Below are 17,278 nucleotides of genomic sequence, written 5' to 3'. Positions count from 1 at the left end.
CTGATCTGACGACCCGTCAGCTAGTCGGGGGGCGGATCCTGTGCAGACGGTCACCCGATGCTGACGCGCGGCCCACGGACAAGGCAGACTGTCTTGGGCGAAACCAGCGGTACGGGCAGGGGGAGCTATGGACCGTGAGAACGGCTCGCGGGTGCCGGAGCAGCGGACTCCGGCGACGGGTTCCGAGGACGCCGGCCGGGAGCAGGCCGCCGATCTGCGCTTCGGCGTGCTCGGACCCGTGCGGGCCTGGCGGAACGGCGAGGCACTCCCCTCGGGCTCGCCGCAGCAGCGTGCCCTGCTCGCGGCACTGCTGATGCGCGACGGACGCACGGCCACCGCCTCCGAGCTGATCGACGCGATCTGGGGCGAGGACCCGCCCTCGCAGGCGCTGGCCGCCGTGCGCACCTACGCCTCACGGCTGCGCAAGATCCTCGACCCCGGGGTCCTGGTCAGCGAGTCCGGCGGCTACGCCATCAGGGCGAGCGCCGACTCCCTGGACCTGAGCGTCGCCCAGGAGCTGGCGGCCGAGGCCGAGAAGCTGCGGTCGTCCGGCGACCGCGCCACGGCCCGGGCCCGGCTCAACAAGTCCCTCGGCCTGTGGGACGGCGAGGCGCTGGCCTCGGTGCCCGGACCGTACGCCGAGACCCAGCGGACGCGCCTGGAGGAGTGGCGGCTGCAGCTCCTGGAGACCCGGCTCGACATGGACCTGGAGCTCGGCGCGCACGCGGAGGCGGTGTCCGAGCTGACCGCCCTGACCGCGGCGCACCCCCTGCGGGAACGGCTGCGCGAACTGCTGATGCTGGCCCTCTACCGCAGCGGACGGCAGGCGGAGGCGCTCGCGGTGTACGCGGACACGCGCCGCCTCCTCGCCGACGAGCTGGGCGTGGACCCGTGCGCCGAGCTGTCCCGTCTCCAGCAGCGGATCCTCCAGGCCGACGCCGAGCTGGACCGCCCGGTGGAGGAGGCCTCCCGGGCGGCGGCCCCCGCCGCACGGCCCGCGCAGCTTCCGGCGACGGTGCCCGACTTCACCGGCCGCGACTCCTTCGTACGGGAGCTGGGCGACCGGCTCGCCACCGCCGAGGGCTCCGTGATGGCCGTCTCGGCACTCGCGGGCATCGGCGGCGTCGGCAAGACCACGCTCGCGGTGCACGTGGCGCACGAGGCCCGGCCGCACTTCCCGGACGGCCAGCTCTACGTCGATCTCCAGGGCGCGGGCTCGCGGGCCGCCGCGCCGGAGACCGTGCTCGGCGCCTTCCTGCGGGCCCTGGGCACCCCTGACGCGGCGATCCCCGACTCCCTGGACGAGCGGGCGGCGCTGTACCGCTCCACCCTCGACGGCCGGCGGATCCTGGTCCTGCTCGACAACGCGCGCGACGCTGCCCAGATCCGGCCGCTGCTGCCGGGCACGGCGGGCTGCGCGGCGCTGGTGACCAGCCGGATCCGGATGGTGGACCTGGCCGGCGCGCACCTGGTGGACCTGGACGTCATGTCCCCCGAGGAGGCGCTCCAGCTCTTCACCCGGATCGTCGGCGCCGAGCGGGTGCAGGCGGAGCGCGAGGCGGCGCTGGACGTCGTGGCGGCCTGCGGCTTCCTGCCGCTGGCGATCCGCATCGCCGCCTCCCGGCTGGCGGCCCGCCGCACCTGGACGGTCTCGGTGCTGGCCGCCAAGCTCGCCGACGAGCGGCGTCGGCTGGACGAACTCCAGGCGGGCGACCTCGCGGTCAAGGCCACCTTCGAACTCGGCTACGGCCAGCTGGAGCCGGCCCAGGCCCGCGCCTTCCGCCTGCTCGGCCTGGCCGACGGCCCGGACATCTCGCTCGCGGCGGCGGCGGCCGTCGTGGACCTCCCGCCCCACGACACCGAGGACCTGCTGGAGGCCCTCGTCGACACCTCCCTGCTCGAATCGGCGGCCCCGGGCCGCTACCGCTACCACGACCTCGTCCGCCTCTACGCGCGTGCGTGCGCGGAGCGCGACGAACACCCGCCGGTGGAACGGGATCTGGCGCTGTCGCGGCTGCTGGACTTCTACCTGTCGACCGCGGCGCGGGTGTACGCGATCGAGCGGCCGGGCGACCGGACGGTCGCGCACCTGGAGGCCACCTCGCACGCGGGGCTCGCGTTCGCCGACCACGCCGAGGCCCTCGACTGGCTGCATGCCGAGGCGGACTGCGTGCTGGCCTGCGTGCAGCAGTCCCTCGGGCCCGCGTCCCTGCGCCGGGCCGTCGACCTGCTGATGGCGACGAAGGACCTGGCCGAGTCGGGCATCAACGCCCGGCGCTACGAGATGGCGACCGTGGCCGCCCGGGACGCCGCCCGCGCGGCCGGCGACGCCCGCTCCGAGGGCCGGGCCCGCACCACGCTGACCCAGGTGTACAGCACCGCCGGCCGGTTCGAGGAGGCCGACGGCGAGGCGCATCTCGCCATGGACCTCGGACGGGCGTCCGGGGATCCCTGGACGTGCGGGAACGCGCCCAACGAGCGGGGCATCCTCGCGCTGTACGAGAACCGGCACGTGGACGCCGAAGCCCACCTCTCGCGTGCCCGCGACGCCTTCCGCGCCGACGCGAACCGGCCCGGCGAGGCCAGCGCGCTGTGCAACCTGTCCCGCGTGCACCTGGCCACCGGTCGTGTCGCCAGTGCCGTCGAGCTCGCCGAGCAGGGCATCACCATCTACGAGAAGGCCGAGACGGGCCTCGCCCTGCGCCTCGCCAACGGCAAGTACGCGCTCGGCCTGGCGCTCACCGCGTCCGGCCGGACCGTCCAGGCCCGTGCCGTCCTCACCGAGGCCCTCCACGTCTTCCAGGAGAGCCGCCAGCAGTTGTGGCACGGGATGACGCTGTTCCGGCTCGCCGAGGTGCACCTGGCCGACCGCCGGTACACGGCGGCGGCGGCCAACGCCGAGCAGGCGCTGTCCGTGCTGCACGGCATCGGCGGGGAGTGGCGCCGGGCCAACGTCCTGACCGTCCTGGGCCAGGGACTCGCGGCGCTGGGCCAGACGGACCGGGCCCGGGTGTGCTGGACCGAGGCGCTGACGGTGTTCGACGGACTGGGTTCGCCCGAGGCCAAGACCGTCCGCGTCCTGCTCCACCCGGCGGCGGTCGCCTGACCCGGGCGGGCGTTCATCATTCGTTTATCGCCGCACGGCATTCTCGTGCATGTCGATCCGCCGCGTCGGGGGGCAGACGGATCGCCATGAGGCCCCACCACTAAGGTGATCGGCCCTGGACGGTCCGCCCGGCGATCCGCGGGGGAATTGCCGGGCGGACGTGTCAGTACCACCAGCCGAACGACTTCAGGAGCTGCTCCATGGCCGACAACCTCAAGCCCACGGACTCGCACGCGACGGGCGAGGAGTTCACGACGCTCGACTCGCACGCCACCGGCGAGCCCATCAAGCCGCTGGACTCGCACGCGACCGGCGGGGACGTCACCACGCTCGACTCCCACGCCACCACGGAGCCGATCAAGCCGATCATCAAGCCGCTCGACTCCCACGCGACGGGCGAGCCCCTCGCGTAACCGGGACGAGCCGGCCCACGGGGGACACGAGGGCCGGCGCACCACGGGGGGACGGCCGCGGCGACGCCATCGGGGGAGTCGCCGGAGCCGTGAAAGTCCGGCAGTGGAGGCATCGCGTGCTCGGGGGACGTCTGCGGGGCCGGGGGGACCCGCCAGGCAGGGACCGGTGCACCGCGACCGGACGGTACGAGGGAGGGGCCGGGCAGTCGCCCGGCCCCTCCGTCGTACCCGCACCCGGCCCCTCCGTCGCACCCGCGTCCGGCGCCTACGCCCGCGCCCGCAGTTCCCCCTTCACCACCTTGCCGCTCGCGTTCCGCGGCAGCTCTCCCACGAACTCGACCGCCCGGGGGACCTTGTAGTTCGCCATCTCCCGCCGCGCCCAGGCGATCAGGTCGTCGCCCGTCACCCGCGCCCCGGGCCGCCGGACCGCGAACGCCTTGCCGACCTCCCCGAGCCGGGGGTCGGGGATGCCGATGACCGCGACGTCGGCGATGTCCGGGTGCAGGCCCAGGAGTTGTTCTATCTCGGCCGGATAGGCGTTGAAGCCGCCGACGATGAACATGTCCTTGACCCGGTCGGTGATCCGCAGGTTCCCCGCCTCGTCCAGGACGCCCACGTCCCCCGTGTGCAGCCAGCCGTCGGCGTCGATCGCCCGGGCCGTCTCCTCCTCGTCCTCGAAGTAGCCGCGCATCACGTGGTGGCCGCGCACCAGGACCTCGCCCGCCTCGGACAGGCGGACCTCGGTGTCCGGGACGGGGCGGCCGGAGGTCGTCGCGACGACGTCGGCGGGGTCGCCCCGGCGGCACATGGTCACGATGCCGCTCGCCTCGGAGAGGCCGTACGCGGTGAGCACCGTGGCCACGCCCAGTTCGCCGCGGAGCCGTTCCACCAGCCGGAGCGGGACCACCGCGGCGCCCGTGACGACCAGGCGCAGCGACGCGAGGTCGTACGCGGAGCGGGAGGGGTGGTCGAGCAGCGACTGGTGGAGGGTGGGTGGCCCGGGCAGGACCGTGACGCGTTCCGAGGCGATGTTCGCGAGGACGGTGTCCACGTTGAACACCGGCTGCGGGATCATCACGGCGCCCCGCATCAGGCAGGCGATGATCCCGGCCTTGTAGCCGAAGGTGTGGAAGAAGGGGTTCACGATCAGGTAGCGGTCGCCCTCCTCCAGCCCGGCGAGCTCCGACCAGATCGCGTAGCAGCGCAGGGTCTGGGCGTGGCTGATCACCGCCCCCTTGGGCCGGCCCGTCGTCCCCGAGGTGTAGACGAGGTCCGAGGGGTCGGACGGGGAGATCGCGTCGGCCCGGGCGCGGACCTGCGCCGACGTGATCCGGTCGCCTTCGGCGAGGAACGCCTTCCAGGTCAGGTAGTCGTCCGGGGCGCCGTCCCCGAGCACCACCACCCGTTCCAGATGGGGCAGGGGCACCTCGGCGCGGCGCAGTGAGGCGACGTACGAGGTGCCCAGGAAGGTGCCCGTGACGAACAGCAGCCGGGCGCGCGAGCGCTCCAGGACGTAGGCCGCCTCGGTGCCCTTGAAGCGGGTGTTCAGGGGCACCAGGACGGCGCCCGCGGTGACCGCGCCGAGCGCGGAGACGATCCAGTCCAGCGTGTTGGGGGCCCAGACGGCGACCCGGTCCCCGGGCTCGACCCCGGAGGCGATGCAGGCCGCCGCCGCCCGTTCGACCCGTTCGCCGAGCTCGCCGTACGACAGGCGCGTGCGGCCCTCGATCACCGCCTCCGCGTCCGCGTACCGTGCGGCGGCCGACCTCACCAGCCGCGGGATCGACCCCCATTCCAGGTCGCCGCGCATCTCCACCACTCCCCTCAGCTGACTATCCGTCAGATTAGCTGTAGCCTGACGCGCTGTCAGCAGCTCGCGATCGGGGAGGTTGCAGTGCTCAAGGACGCCACGGCCATCGTCGGGATCGGTCAGACACCCTTCGCGAAACGGCTCCCCGAGTCCGAGAAGACCCTCGCCTGCCGGGCGATCCTCGCCGCCCTCGACGACGCCGGGATCGCCCCCTCCGAGGTGGACGCCTTCGCCTCGTACACCATGGAGGAGACCGACGAGGTCGAGGTCGCCAAGGCGATCGGCGCCGGCGACGTCACCTTCTTCTCCAAGATCGGCTTTGGCGGCGGGGGTTCGTGCGCCACCGTCGGCCACCTCGCCGCCGCCGTCGCCACCGGGCAGGCGAGCGTCGGCGTCGCCTGGCGGTCGCGCAAGCGCGGGTCGGGGCCCCGGCCCTGGACCAACACGGCCGTCCAGCTCGCCACTCCCGGACAGTGGACCCGCCCCTTCGGACTGCTGCGCCCCACCGACGAGATCGGCATGCTCGCCCGCCGCTACATGCACGAGTACGGCGCCACCCGCGACCACCTCTTCAACGTCGCCCTCGCCTGCCGCAACCGGGCGAACCAGAACCCCGCCGCCGTCATGTACGAGCGCCCGCTGACCCGGGAGATGTACATGACCGCGCGCTGGATCAGCGAGCCACTGTGCCTCTTCGACAACTGCCTGGAGACCGACGGGGCGCTGGCCTGCGTCATCGTCTCCGCCGAGCGGGCCCGCGACTGCCGGCAGCGGCCCGTGTACGTCCACTCCGTCGCCCAGGGACTGCCCGCCCAGCACCACGGGATGGTCAACTACTGGAACGACGACCCGCTGACCGGCCCCGCCTGGACCGCGGCCCGACAGCTCTGGAAGCAGGCCGACTTCGGCCCGCAGGACGTCGACGTCGCCCAGATCTACGACGCCTTCACCCCTCTCATCCCGCTCTCCCTGGAGGGCTACGGCTTCTGCGACCGCGGCGAGGGAGCGGCCTTCACCGAGGGCGGCGCCCTGGAGATCGGCGGCCGGCTGCCGCTCAACACCGGCGGCGGCGGCCTCTCCGAGGCGTACGTCCACGGCTTCAACCTGATCAACGAAGGCGTCAAGCAGCTCCGGGGCACCTCCACCGCCCAGGTCCCGGACGCCGCCACCTGCCTGGTCACGGCCGGCGAGGGGGTCCCCACGTCGGCGATCCTGCTTCGAGCCTGAGGAGTTGAGACACCATGCTGACACCGGTGGTCGACGAGGACGGCGCCCCCTTCTGGGAGTACGCCGCCCGGGGCGAGCTGCGCGTCCAGGCCTGCGCGGCGCCCGGCTGCGGCGAGCTCCGCTTCCCGCCCCGCCCCTGCTGCCCGCACTGCCAGTCCTTCGACAGCACCTGGCGCCTGATGTCCGGCCGCGGACGGATCTGGTCGTACGTCCTGCCCCACCCGCCGCTACTGCCCGACTACGCCGCCCAGGCCCCGTACAACACCGTGGTCGTCGAACTCGCGGAGGCGCCCCGCATCCGCCTCGTCGGCAACGTCGTCACGGCCCCGGACGCACCGCTGGACTCGGTCGACCCGGCACGGCTGAGGATCGGGGCGGCCGTGAAGGTGGCGTTCACCGAGGTGGACGGCCTCGTCGTGCCGCGCTGGCTCCTGGAGCGCGGATGAGCATCACCGTCGCACGCGACAAGGAGACCGGGGTCGCGGTCGTCACCCTGGACCGGCCCGAGAAGCACAACGCCCTCACCCTGGACATGGCCCGCGACCTCGCGTCCGTCTGGCGGGAGTTCCGCTACGACGACGAGGTGCGGGCGGCCGTCGTCACCGGCGCCGGCGAGCGGGCCTTCTGCACCGGGATCGACCGCGCCGCCGAGGTCCCGCAGCCCTCCTCGCCGTACACGATCGACGATCCGCTGATCTCGGTCGGGCCGAAGGCGAACGACCTCTGGAAGCCGGTCGTGGCGGCCGTGGAGGGGATGGCCTGCGGCGGGGCCTTCTACCTCCTCGGGGAGGCCGAGTTCCTCGTCGCCGGCGAGGGGGCGACCTTCTTCGACCCCCACACCACCTACGGCATGGTCAGCGCCTTCGAGACCGTCCACATGGCGCAGCGGATGCCGTTCGGCGAGGTCGCGCGCATGGCGCTGACGGGGACGGCCGAACGGATCTCGGCCCGCCGGGCCTACGAGACGGGCCTGGTGTCCGAGCTGACGGCGACCGGTGAGGCACTGGAGGCCGCCCGGCGGGTCGCCGCCGTGATCGCCTCCCACCCGACCGAGGCGGTGCAGGGCACGGTCCGGGCCCTGTGGTCGGTGAAGGAGGCGGCCCGCGCCCAGGCGCTCGCCCACGCACCCCATCTGGTCGCGCTCGGGAACCTGCCGGCGGAGCGGCAGGCCGAGCTGTTCACCCGGCGCGGCGGCGGCCACCGCCTGCGGTAGGGCCGGTCGTCGAAGCGGCGCCGGCCGGGACCCGGCCCAGCCCGCCGGACGAGGGCGCGGGCGCCCCGCCTGGACCGGCCCGGCGGGCACGGCGCCCCTACTGCTCGCGCACGTCGTGGACCCGGCAGCCGCGCACCCGGTCGACGGCCTTCGGGTTCTTCATCGCGACCTCGACGTCCTCGGTCTCCCCGGCCTCGACGGTGATCCGCTGTACGGCGGAGTCCACCCGCGAGCCTCCGGCGTCCTTGAACTCCAGGGTGACCTGGAAGGTCTCCGTGAGCGTCGCGCGGGAGGTGATCCGCAGGGTGGCGGTGGTGTCCGCCTTGCGGGCGGGCCTCCCCTTGCGCTTCTTCGTCGCCGGGTCGACGCAGTCGACGACCACGACGTCCACGAGCGACGTCGGGGACGTGGTGACGCCGGGGGTGGCGGTGGTGCCGCCGGAGCCCGAGTCGTCGTACGTCTCGCCGTCGTTGCCGCTGTGGGAGTAGTCGTCGTTCTTCTTCTCGGAGCTGGAGCAGCCGCCGCCGGAGCTGCCCGAGCCGCTCTTGCCGCTCCTGCTCTTGCCGCTCTTACCGCTCTTGCCGCTCTTGCCGCTGCTTCCACCGTGGCTGCCCGTCTGGAACCCGGTGAGCGCGAGCATCACCACCGTGAGTGTCGCAGCGAACCGAAGTCCTCGCCCGCATGCCGTCCCCGTCGCCATTACCGCCGCCTTGCCGCTGCCTGTCGTGTCCGCGCCGCCCTAGGGCCTGTCTTCAAAGTAGCGCCGGTCGGGCTCGCGGTGTCCGGTGCCGTGCATCGCAAGGCGGAGGAGCGTCCGCGTACTGGACGTACTCGGACGCTTCGACAACGCAGCGAGGCGCGGTGCCGGGCGCCGCGAGCCAGGCGGGACATTGAAGACAGGCCCTAGCGTCGCCTGGCAGGCCCCTCGCACCGGGCGTAGCGTCGGGAGCGAGAGCCGGACCCAAGGAGGCCGATCGATGGTCCGTAACGTCATCGGCTCGATCCTGGCCCTCGCCGGAGCGACGGCCGCCGTCTGGAGCCCCTTCCGTGCCTGGTACGACGGCCGTCACGGCAGCGATTACCGCATCGAGGACCTCTTCGGGGGCATCACCGACGCCGGGGCGGAGGTGATCGGGTCGATCCTGCTGCCGTTCGCCTTCGCGGCCCTGGTCACCCTGATCGGCGTGGTGCTCCGCTCCCGCCTGCTCGTCGCCCTCGCCGGACTCGTCGTGCTCGGCTTCACCATCCTGTGGATGGTCCGGGTCGGCCAGGCGGAGGGCAGTCTCACGGTCGGCGGCGGCGCTGGGCTCGGAGACGGCGTCGCGAACGCCGTCGGCGGCGGGCTGCTGCTGCTCCTGGGCGCCCTGGTCATGTCCGGCCGCGGCCGGAGCCGTGATACCCGGCTGGACCACGGGTACGCCCCGGCGCCCACGCACCCGACCCTTGACGGCACGGGCCCCCCGGCCCCGGCGCCCTACCCGGACCCCTCGTCGGCCGGCGCTCCCACCCGGACGATGGAGGAGCCGCGGTGGGACCGTCAGGACCCCGGCCCGCAGCAGTGGGACGCGCCGGACCCCCACCAGGAGCCCGACGGGCCGTACGGGCCGCCGCGCGGCCCGCGGCCCTGACCGACGGGAGGCGCCGGACGGACGGGGCTACGCCCGGGCCGCGCCCCGCCCCGTCGCCGTTCCCTTCACCGCGTCCAGCGCGTACACGCACCGGTCCTTGCTGCACGCGTACACGACACCGCCGCGGGCCACCGGCGAACCGGTGATCTCGCCGCCGGTCGCGAGCTTCCAGCGCAGCTGACCGCCCGTGGCGTCCAGCGTGTACAGCACGTGGTCGGCCGAGCCGAAGTGCACGCGGCCGTCGGCCACGACCGGGGTGCCGATCAGCTCGCCGCCGGCCGCGAACCGCCACTTCGGGGTGCCGGTGACCGCGTCCAGCGTGTAGAGCGCGCTGCCGCTGCCCACGTGCACGTTGCCGTCGACGACCAGCACCGGCTCGGACGACTGGCGGGACTCGGTGGCGATCCGCCAGCGGTCCTGCCCGGTGGTCGCGTCCAGCGCGTACACCGTGCCGAGGTAGTCGGCGAGGTAGACCCCGCCGCCGGTGACGGCCGGGCCGGGCGCGAAGGCCGGCGGCGAGAGGAAGACCGCCGGCGCCTCGAAGTGCCAGCGCACGTGGCCGCCCGCGATGTCGATCGACAGCACCCGGGTGCCGGCGGACACGTACACGCAGCCGTCCTCGGCCGGCGCGACCCGGACCGGGACGTTGCCGCAGGAGGCCGCGTCGCCGACCGGGTACGACCAGCGTTCGGCGCCCGTGCGCGCGTCCATCGCCCGCAGCCGGGCGTCCCGCCACACGTACACCGTGTCGCCGTGGACGGCCGGACCGGCCTCCGGCGTCTCGAAGTCGCTCTGCGCGCCGGTGATCTCCCACAGCTTGGCGCCGTTGGACGCCTCCCAGGCCTGGACCCCGCCACCACGGGTGCCCGTGACGACCGTGCCCCGGTCGACCTTGAGGGAGTACACCCAGGCGTCGGTCTGCAGCCGCCAGCGCTCGGAGCCGTCGGTGGCGTCGAGCGCGTACAGCGTGGGCCCGTCGGAGGCGTGGATACGGCCCTGGGACACCGCCATGGACCAGGCCACGTCCCGGGTCTTGAACTGGCGCCGCCCGCTCGCCGTGTCCAGCGCGTGCACCTCGAAGGAGGTCACGTAGAGCAGGTCGCCGTCGACGACCGGGGTCCCCCAGACGTCGTTCGACATCCGGAAGCGCCACGGCCGCCAGTGGCCCGGATCGGCCCCGGGCTGCACGGCCTGGGAGGCACCGTCCGGAGACGGGGACGGCGCGGGGAGCGGGCGGGAGCCGGGCGGCGGGCCGGGCTCGGTGCCGTTCACCCCGCCGGGCGGACGGATCCAGCCGGTGGCCGGACCCGCGTCGGCGCCCAGGCCGAAGGTGGCCCGGGTGTCGGCGACCCGGGGGCCGGGGCCGATGGGGACCGTGGCGCCGGCGAGCCGGACCGGCCCGCCGGCTTCCGCGGGGCCGGCGTGCCGGCCGCCGCCCACCGGGGCGGGGCCGCCGCCGCGCGGGTCGCCGGCCCACTCCGGCGCCGGCCGGGGCGGGCGCGGCGGCGCGGGCGGCGCCGGCGGCCTGGAGACGGGCGCCTGAGTGGGCCGGCCGCCGCGGCGGTGCTCGATCATCTCGGTGGCGCTCTGCGGCAGCCAGGCCGAGGCCGTGCCGCTGTCGTCGCTGCCCGAGCCGAACAGGTGCGGTGCGAGCTGCGCCTGCAGGTCGGCCGGGGACGGGCGCCGCGAGACGTCCATCTGCATGCAGGACTCGATGAGCGGCCGGAGCTCGTCCGGCAGGCCCTCGAGGTCCGGCCCCTCGCGGAGCAGCATGAAGACGGTCTCGACCGGGTTGGCGCCGTGGAAGGGCGCGTGGCCGGTGGCGGCGAAGACCAGCATCGAGCCGAGCGAGAAGACGTCGCTGGCGCCGGTGACGCTCCGCGAGTCGCGCGCCTGCTCGGGCGACATGTACGCGGGCGTGCCGACGGCGACGTTCGTCATGGTCAGGCGCGTGTTGGAGACGCCGGACGCGATGCCGAAGTCGATCACCCGCGGCCCGTCCTCGACGACGAGGACGTTCGAGGGCTTGAGGTCGCGGTGGACCAGGCCCGCGCCGTGGATGGACTGGAGGGCTTCCGCGACACCGGCCGCCAGCCAGCGCACCGCCTGGGCCGGCAGCGGCCCGCACTCGTTCACTATTTCTTCGAGGGAGGGCGCCGGGACGTACGCGGTGGCCAGCCAGGGCACGGCCGCCCGCGGATCGGCGTCGACGACGGCCGCGGTGTAGAAGCCGGAGACGGCCCGCGCGGCCTCGACCTCACGAGTGAAGCGGACGCGGAACAGCTGGTCCTCGGCGAGCTCGGTCCGCACGGTCTTGATCGCCACACGCCGCCCGGACGCCGAGCGGGCGAGGTACACGAGCCCCATGCCACCTGCACCGAGCCGGCCCAGCACCTCGAAGGGCCCGATCCGTCTCGGGTCGTGCTGCGTCAGCTGCTCCACTTGCCTGCCACCTCCCCGTACGGGCCATGAGAATACGGCCCCGTGGCCCTGATTCTTCCTTTCCCAGGCGGTGGTTGCGAACCCGGGGGCGGATCGGGGTGTCCTACCGCATATCGCCGGGCGGGGAGACGGGTGCGGCGGCGGGTCGGGAGCCGGACGGGGAGCCGGACGGGGAGGGCTTGCCGGAGCGCGGTCCGGAGGCGGCACCGTGACCGGCGGTGGCCTCGGCGCGGCCCTCGGAGTCGCCCCCGGCGGCCTGACCGGCGGGGCTCGCGGAGGCGCCGGAAGAACTGCCGGAGGCGCCGGGCGCGGCGGCGGACCCGCTCTTCTCCGCGGATTCGGCCGCCGGCGGCTCGGCCGGTTCGGCCAGGACCGCGAAGCGGGCGCCCTGGTCGTCGTGCAGGACGGCGATCCGCCCGTGCGGGGTGTCGAAGGGCGGGTTGGCCACGCGGCCGCCCAGGCGGACGGCCGTGGCGCAGGTCTCGTCGCAGTCGCGGACGGCGAAGTAGACGAGGATGTGCCCGGGCATCGCGGCCGGGAATGCCTCGGTCAGCACGGCCCGGCCGCCGAAGGCCGTGTCGTCGCCGGTGCGGGAGCCGGGCGGCGACCAGACGCGGTAGTCGAATCCGCTGTCCCTGCCCTCCTCGTCCGCCTCGACCTGGCGGCCCAGATAGCCGAAGACGGAGGCGTAGAAGGTGTCGACCGCGTCCCGCTCCCGCGTGTAGACCTCCATCCAGCAGAAGGAACCGGGTCGCATGGTCTTCTCGAAGCCCTCGTCGTCCCCCGCCTGGCGCAGTCCGAACACGGCGCCGCCCGGATCGGCGGCGAGCGCCAGGACCCCGAAGGGGCCGACCGGATAGGGCTCCATGATCATCTGGCCGCCGGCGGCCTTGATCCGGGCGGCCAGGGTCCCGGCGTCCCGGGTGGCGAGGTAGACGGTCCAGGTGGTCGGCATCCGGCCGTCCCGCTTGGGCATGAGTCCGGCCACCCGCAGACCGTCGCTCAGCGCCTCGTCGCGGTCGGCGTCGAAGGTCCAGCCGAAGAGCCCGCCGTAGAACCGCTTACCCGCCTCGAGGTCGGGAAGCTGCGCGTCCACCCAGCACGGGGTGCCCTCTGTGAATACGGCCATGCTTCCACGCTAGGTCCGGGGCACCGTCGCCGCACGCCCCTAAAATCGAACATATACGCAGATAGGGGCCCGCCGGCCCGCGTTTTCATGGGTTGTCCACCGAAGTTGTCCACAGGCTGTTAATAAGCCTATTCGGGTGTGGACGAGCGGGGCGGAGTCCCGCCGGGCGCCGGACGACCCCCGTCCCGGACAGCCGCCGCGCCCTCGGAAAGGGCCCCACCCGGCCCCGGAAGAGCCCCCGACCCGGCCCCGGAAAGGCCTTCCCGCCCGCCCGGAAGGGCCTCCGCGCCGATCCGGAAGTACCCCCGGACCTGCTCCGACGGGATCCGGAGACCCGTACGGCGCTCCCGCCGGAGCCGTTCCGGCGGGCTCTCCACCGGCCCGCACCCCATTTGCAGTCGGTCGAATCGCGCGCCGATCACCCCTCGGTAAGCTGACGGCATGACAGGACAAGTACGCACCGTCGACGGCCGCGTGGCCGGACGACGCGGCCAGGCGACGCGGCAGAAGCTGCTCGACTGCCTCAGCGAGATGCTCAGCTCCTCGCCGTACCGGGACGTCAAGGTCATCGACGTGGCCCGGAAGGCGGGCACTTCACCCGCGACGTTCTACCAGTACTTCCCCGACGTCGAGGGCGCCGTCCTCGAGATCGCGGAGGAAATGGCCAAGGAGGGCGCGGGATTGACCGAACTGGTCTCCGGCCGCTCCTGGGTCGGCAAGGCCGGCTGGCAGACCTCGGAGGAACTCGTCGAGGGCTTCCTGGACTTCTGGCGCAAGCACGACGCCATCCTCCGAGTGGTGGACCTGGGAGCCGCGGAGGGCGACAAGCGGTTCTACAAGATCCGCATGAAGATCCTGAACTCCGTCACCAACTCCCTTACCGAATCGGTGAAGGAACTCCAGGCGAAGGGCAAGGTCGACAAGGACGTCAGCCCCGCGGCCATGGCGGGCTCCCTGGTGGCGATGCTGGCCTCGGTCGCCGGCCACCAGAAGGGCTTCCAGACCTGGGGCGTGAAGCAGGCCGAACTGAAGCCGAACCTGGCACTGTTGGTCCACCTGGGCATCACGGGCAAGAAGCCGACGAAGTAGCCCGCGCCGCCTCCCCCTCATCCGTCCTGTCGCGCCGGCGGCGGTCCCGTCCGAGAGACCGCCGCCGGCGTTCGCGTGTCCGGCCTGCCGCGGGGACACCTCCGAGCGTCCCCGCAACAGGCTCCGGGACGCCCGGCCGCCGGCCCGATCAGCGCCGGGTCAGCCGGAAGAGCCGGATCTCCCGCTCCACCCGCGCCTGGTAGGCGGCGTACGGCGGCCAGAACTCCAGTGCCGCCCGCCAGGCCGCGGCCCGCTCCTCCCCCGTCAGCAGCTCCGCCCGCACGGGGATCGTCTCCCCGTGCCGGCTCACCTCCGCGTCGGGATGCTTGAGCAGGTTCCCGGTCCAGGCCGGATGGCCCTCCCGGCCGAAGTTGGACCCGATCAGGAGCCAGCTCCCGGCCGGCTCCGGCATGCAGGCCAGCGGCGTCACCCGGGGAAGCCCCGACCGCGCCCCCCGTACGGTGAGGATCACGCCCGGCAGCATCCGGGCGCTCGGCAGCACCTTGCCCCGGGTCAGCCGGTGGACCGCCCGGTCCATCGCCGGGATGACGTGCGGGGCGACCTTGGCGAAGACGCGGGTGGACGACACCTTCTGGATCAGACGTACGCCGACGGCGGCCATCAGGCGGCCACCTCTCCGGCGCGGTCCCCGAAGAGCCCCGTCGCCTCGGCGGCGCGGGCCCGCAGCCGGTGCACCGGACCGAAGAGCAGTTCGTCGGCCGCCGCCCGTTTGAAGTACAGGTGCGCCTCGTGCTCCCAGGTGAAGCCGATGCCGCCGTGCAGCTGGATGGTCTCCCCGGACACCGCCCGCAGCGCCTCCAGTGCCGCCGCGAGCGCCAGCGCGCCCGTCCCGGGCTCCCACGCCGCGCAGTGGGCCAGCGACCGCGCCGACTCCAGCTGGACGTACAGGTCCGCGAGCCGGTGCTTGACCGCCTGGAAGGAGCCGACGGGGCGGCCGAACTGCTCACGGGTCCCGACGTACTCGACCGTACGGTCCAGGGCCGCCTGGGCGGCGCCGACGGCCTCGGCCGCGAGGGCCACGGCGGCCGTGCGCCCGACGGCGGCGAGCGCCCCGAGCACGCCCGGCTCGGCCGCCGGGTCGGTGCCGAGCAACTCGGCTTCCACGTCACGCAGTTGCACGAGCGCCTGGGAGCGGGTCGCATCGAGCGAGGGCTGTCGTGTCCGGACGAGCCCGGCCGCGTCCCCCGGCACCAGGAACAGCAGGGTCCGGCTCCGCACGAAGCCGCCCGTGTGCGCGGCGACCACGAGCAGGCCGGCGCTGTGCCCGTCGAGGACCTGCACCGCCTCCCCGTACAGCCGCCAGCCCTCCGCCACGCTCCGCGCCTGCACACCGCCGGACCGGCCGCCGCCGGCCCAGGAGCCGTCGGCGTTGTCCCCGGTGAGCCCCAGGGCCGATGCGAGGGAGCCGCCCGGGACCGCGAGGGCGCAGGTCAGCGAGCCGTCGGCGACACGGGGCAGCAGCTCGGCGCGCTGCGGTGCGCTGCCGAGGGCGGTGATCAGCGGTGCCGAGAGCACGGCGGTGGCCAGGAGCGGCGAGGGCGCGAGAGCCCGGCCGGTCTCCTCGCAGGCGAGGGCCAGTTCGGCGGGGCCGCAGCCGACGCCGCCGTACTCCTCGGGCAGGGCGAGACCGGGCAGCCCGAGGTCGCCGGACATCCGGTTCCACAGATCGGTGTCGTACCCCTCGGGGGTCGCGACGGCGGCGCGGACCTCGGCGGGTCCGGAGCGTTTGGCGAGCAGTTCCCGCAGGGTGCGGCGGATCTCGTCCTGCTCCGCGGTGAAGGCGGCGTCCATGGAGCTCCCCTCGGTATCTGACGGCCCGTCATGCTAGGGGGAGCGAGACCAGAAGCACAGAGCCGGAGCGGGCGGATCTCGACCACCCTCCCTCGCCGGCGGCCTGCCCGCCCACCCTTATCTGATGTACCGTCAGATTCATGCCCACCACTTCACGGAACCGCGGCGGACGCCGCGTCGCCGTCGTCGGCGCCGCGCTCTCCGACAGTGGCCGCGTCGACGAGGCCACCCCCTACGCCCTGCACGCCCAGGCCGCCCGCCGCGCCCTCGCCGACAGCGGCCTCGACCGCTCGGCGATCGACGGACTGGCCTCGGCGGGCCTCGGCGCGCTCGCCCCGGTCGAGGTCGGCGAGTACCTCGGCCTCCGCCCGCGCTGGGTGGACTCGACCGCCGTCGGCGGCGCCACCTGGGAGGTGATGGCCGCCCACGCGGCCGACGCCATCGCCGCGGGTCACGCCGACGTGGTCCTGCTGGTGTACGGCTCCACCGCCCGCGCGGACATCAAGGCGCGCCGCCGGACCTCGAACCTCTCCTTCGGCGCGCGCGGCCCGCTCCAGTTCGAGGCGCCGTACGGCCACACCCTCGTCGCCAAGTACGCGATGGCCGCCCGCCGCCACATGCATGAGTACGGCACGACGCTGGAGCAGCTCGCCGAGGTCGCCGTCCAGGCGCGGGCGCACGCGGCCCACAACCCCGAGGCGATGTTCCGCGAGCCGATCACCGTGGACGAGGTGCTGGCCGGCCCGATGATCGCCGACCCGTTCACCAAGCTGCACTGCTGCATCCGCAGTGACGGCGGCTGCGCGGTGCTCCTCGCCGCCGAGGACCGCGTGCCGGACACGGCGAAGGCTCCGGTCTGGATCCTCGGCACGGGCGAGCACGTCTCGCACACCACGATGTCGGAGTGGGAGGACTTCACCGTCTCCCCGGCGGCGGTCAGCGGCCGGCTCGCCTTCGAGCGGGCGGGCGTGCGGCCGGAGGACATCGAACTCGCCCAGATCTACGACGCGTTCACCTATATGACGCTGGTGACGCTGGAGGACCTGGGCTTCTGCGCGAAGGGCGAGGGCGGGGCGTTCGCCGAGAAGGGCCGGCTGACGGTCGGCGGGGGCGGGCTCCCGGTGAACACGGACGGGGGCGGGCTCTCGGCCTGCCACCCCGGGATGCGGGGGCTCTTCCTGCTGGTGGAGGCGGTCCGGCAGCTGCGCGGAGAGGCGCCGGGAGCCCAGGTCCGGCGGCCCGACGGGAGCCTGCCGGAGCTGGCGGTGGCCTCGGGGACGGGGGGCTGGTTCTGCTCCTCCGGGACGGTGGTGCTCGGTCGCGGCTGAGTCGCGCCCCAGGATCTATACATCCGTCATAGACAAGCGTGTAGGACATCCGTATAGTCGTCGCTGCAGGGCCGGAACGGC

The 17,278-nt window shown here is 74.0% G+C and carries 13 protein-coding genes and 1 pseudogene; 8 read left to right on the top strand and 6 right to left on the bottom strand.

Going from position 1 to position 17,278, the window contains the following annotated elements:
• Window positions 1-127: 127 nt before the first annotated feature.
• A complete protein-coding gene (locus tag ACE1OA_RS19930) occupies window positions 128-3,106 on the top strand; it encodes an AfsR/SARP family transcriptional regulator (RefSeq protein ID WP_356602800.1) in 2,979 nt (992 codons plus the stop codon).
• Between the two features lie 200 nt (window positions 3,107-3,306).
• The gene (locus ACE1OA_RS19925) at window positions 3,307-3,519 is read left to right on the top strand and encodes a hypothetical protein (RefSeq protein ID WP_147978431.1); all 213 of its coding nucleotides are present in this window, start codon (window positions 3,307-3,309) and stop codon (window positions 3,517-3,519) included.
• 265 nt (window positions 3,520-3,784) lie between these two features.
• Here the strand turns inward: ACE1OA_RS19925 and ACE1OA_RS19920 are convergent, their stop codons facing one another.
• Window positions 3,785-5,329 (bottom strand): FadD3 family acyl-CoA ligase, encoded by a 1,545-nt coding sequence (locus ACE1OA_RS19920; protein WP_356602797.1) that lies wholly within the window; start codon window positions 5,327-5,329, stop codon window positions 3,785-3,787.
• An 84-nt stretch (window positions 5,330-5,413) separates the two neighbouring features.
• On the opposite strand from ACE1OA_RS19920, the gene ACE1OA_RS19915 reads away from it, so the two are divergent.
• From ACE1OA_RS19915 to ACE1OA_RS19905, 3 genes are read left to right on the top strand one after another with little or no spacing between them, the layout of a single operon-like run.
• On the top strand, window positions 5,414-6,556 hold the full coding sequence (locus ACE1OA_RS19915) for a lipid-transfer protein (protein ID WP_356774856.1): 1,143 nt from the start codon (window positions 5,414-5,416) through the stop codon (window positions 6,554-6,556).
• Window positions 6,557-6,570: 14 nt separating this feature from the next.
• Complete coding sequence (locus tag ACE1OA_RS19910) at window positions 6,571-7,002, top strand: Zn-ribbon domain-containing OB-fold protein (protein ID WP_432753148.1); 432 nt, start codon at window positions 6,571-6,573, stop codon at window positions 7,000-7,002.
• Window positions 6,999-7,769, top strand: coding sequence for an enoyl-CoA hydratase/isomerase family protein (locus ACE1OA_RS19905; protein WP_432753147.1), 771 nt, complete (start codon window positions 6,999-7,001; stop codon window positions 7,767-7,769). Before ACE1OA_RS19910 ends, ACE1OA_RS19905 begins: the two co-directional genes overlap by 4 nt.
• A 97-nt stretch (window positions 7,770-7,866) precedes the next feature.
• Here ACE1OA_RS19905 and ACE1OA_RS19900 read toward each other — a convergent pair whose 3' ends face one another.
• Window positions 7,867-8,409: a hypothetical protein gene (locus tag ACE1OA_RS19900; protein WP_432754079.1), complete on the bottom strand. Its 543-nt coding sequence runs from the start codon at window positions 8,407-8,409 to the stop codon at window positions 7,867-7,869.
• Between the two features lie 337 nt (window positions 8,410-8,746).
• On the opposite strand from ACE1OA_RS19900, the gene ACE1OA_RS19895 reads away from it, so the two are divergent.
• Window positions 8,747-9,397: a hypothetical protein gene (locus ACE1OA_RS19895; RefSeq protein ID WP_356602789.1), complete on the top strand. Its 651-nt coding sequence runs from the start codon at window positions 8,747-8,749 to the stop codon at window positions 9,395-9,397.
• A 27-nt stretch (window positions 9,398-9,424) separates the two neighbouring features.
• Here the strand turns inward: ACE1OA_RS19895 and ACE1OA_RS19890 are convergent, their stop codons facing one another.
• Both ACE1OA_RS19890 and ACE1OA_RS19885 read right to left on the bottom strand, forming a co-directional pair.
• Window positions 9,425-11,839: a PQQ-binding-like beta-propeller repeat protein gene (locus ACE1OA_RS19890; RefSeq protein WP_356602787.1), complete on the bottom strand. Its 2,415-nt coding sequence runs from the start codon at window positions 11,837-11,839 to the stop codon at window positions 9,425-9,427.
• Window positions 11,840-12,194: 355 nt separating this feature from the next.
• Window positions 12,195-12,968: pseudogene (locus ACE1OA_RS19885) on the bottom strand (VOC family protein); the annotation flags it as partial.
• A gap of 441 nt (window positions 12,969-13,409) precedes the next feature.
• Here ACE1OA_RS19885 and ACE1OA_RS19880 point away from each other — a divergent pair.
• Entirely contained in the window at window positions 13,410-14,057 is a 648-nt protein-coding gene (locus ACE1OA_RS19880) for a TetR family transcriptional regulator (protein ID WP_356602785.1), read from the top strand.
• Window positions 14,058-14,205: 148 nt separating this feature from the next.
• On the opposite strand, the gene ACE1OA_RS19875 is transcribed toward ACE1OA_RS19880, so the two are convergent.
• Both ACE1OA_RS19875 and ACE1OA_RS19870 read right to left on the bottom strand, forming a co-directional pair.
• Window positions 14,206-14,679, bottom strand: coding sequence for a nitroreductase family deazaflavin-dependent oxidoreductase (locus tag ACE1OA_RS19875; protein WP_356602783.1), 474 nt, complete (start codon window positions 14,677-14,679; stop codon window positions 14,206-14,208).
• Window positions 14,679-15,869: an acyl-CoA dehydrogenase family protein gene (locus ACE1OA_RS19870; RefSeq protein WP_432753146.1), complete on the bottom strand. Its 1,191-nt coding sequence runs from the start codon at window positions 15,867-15,869 to the stop codon at window positions 14,679-14,681. The genes ACE1OA_RS19875 and ACE1OA_RS19870 overlap by 1 nt, the downstream gene beginning before the upstream one ends.
• A gap of 140 nt (window positions 15,870-16,009) precedes the next feature.
• Here ACE1OA_RS19870 and ACE1OA_RS19865 point away from each other — a divergent pair, with 140 nt between their 5' ends.
• Window positions 16,010-17,197, top strand: a complete 1,188-nt coding sequence (locus ACE1OA_RS19865) for a thiolase C-terminal domain-containing protein (protein ID WP_432753145.1) — start codon at window positions 16,010-16,012, stop codon at window positions 17,195-17,197.
• The last annotated feature ends 81 nt before the right edge of the window (window positions 17,198-17,278 follow it).

Origin of the sequence: Streptomyces sp. JL2001 (genome assembly GCF_050917515.1) — a bacterium.
Classification (GTDB): Bacteria; Actinomycetota; Actinomycetes; order Streptomycetales; family Streptomycetaceae; genus Streptomyces.
This window is presented reverse-complemented; position numbering and strand designations above follow the sequence as displayed.

Excerpts from the sequence above, each read along its gene's own strand:
- ACE1OA_RS19875 (WP_356602783.1), bottom strand. The coding sequence starts at position 14,679 with ATGGCCGCCGTCGGCGTACGTCTGATCCAGAAGGTGTCGTCCACCCGC.
- ACE1OA_RS19920 (WP_356602797.1), bottom strand. The coding sequence starts at position 5,329 with ATGCGCGGCGACCTGGAATGGGGGTCGATCCCGCGGCTGGTGAGGTCG.
- ACE1OA_RS19905 (WP_432753147.1), top strand. The coding sequence starts at position 6,999 with ATGAGCATCACCGTCGCACGCGACAAGGAGACCGGGGTCGCGGTCGTC.
- ACE1OA_RS19910 (WP_432753148.1), top strand. The coding sequence starts at position 6,571 with ATGCTGACACCGGTGGTCGACGAGGACGGCGCCCCCTTCTGGGAGTAC.
- ACE1OA_RS19870 (WP_432753146.1), bottom strand. The coding sequence starts at position 15,869 with ATGGACGCCGCCTTCACCGCGGAGCAGGACGAGATCCGCCGCACCCTG.
- ACE1OA_RS19880 (WP_356602785.1), top strand. The coding sequence starts at position 13,410 with ATGACAGGACAAGTACGCACCGTCGACGGCCGCGTGGCCGGACGACGC.
- ACE1OA_RS19865 (WP_432753145.1), top strand. The coding sequence starts at position 16,010 with ATGCCCACCACTTCACGGAACCGCGGCGGACGCCGCGTCGCCGTCGTC.
- ACE1OA_RS19900 (WP_432754079.1), bottom strand. The coding sequence starts at position 8,409 with ATGCTCGCGCTCACCGGGTTCCAGACGGGCAGCCACGGTGGAAGCAGC.
- ACE1OA_RS19895 (WP_356602789.1), top strand. The coding sequence starts at position 8,747 with ATGGTCCGTAACGTCATCGGCTCGATCCTGGCCCTCGCCGGAGCGACG.
- ACE1OA_RS19930 (WP_356602800.1), top strand. The coding sequence starts at position 128 with ATGGACCGTGAGAACGGCTCGCGGGTGCCGGAGCAGCGGACTCCGGCG.
- ACE1OA_RS19925 (WP_147978431.1), top strand. The coding sequence starts at position 3,307 with ATGGCCGACAACCTCAAGCCCACGGACTCGCACGCGACGGGCGAGGAG.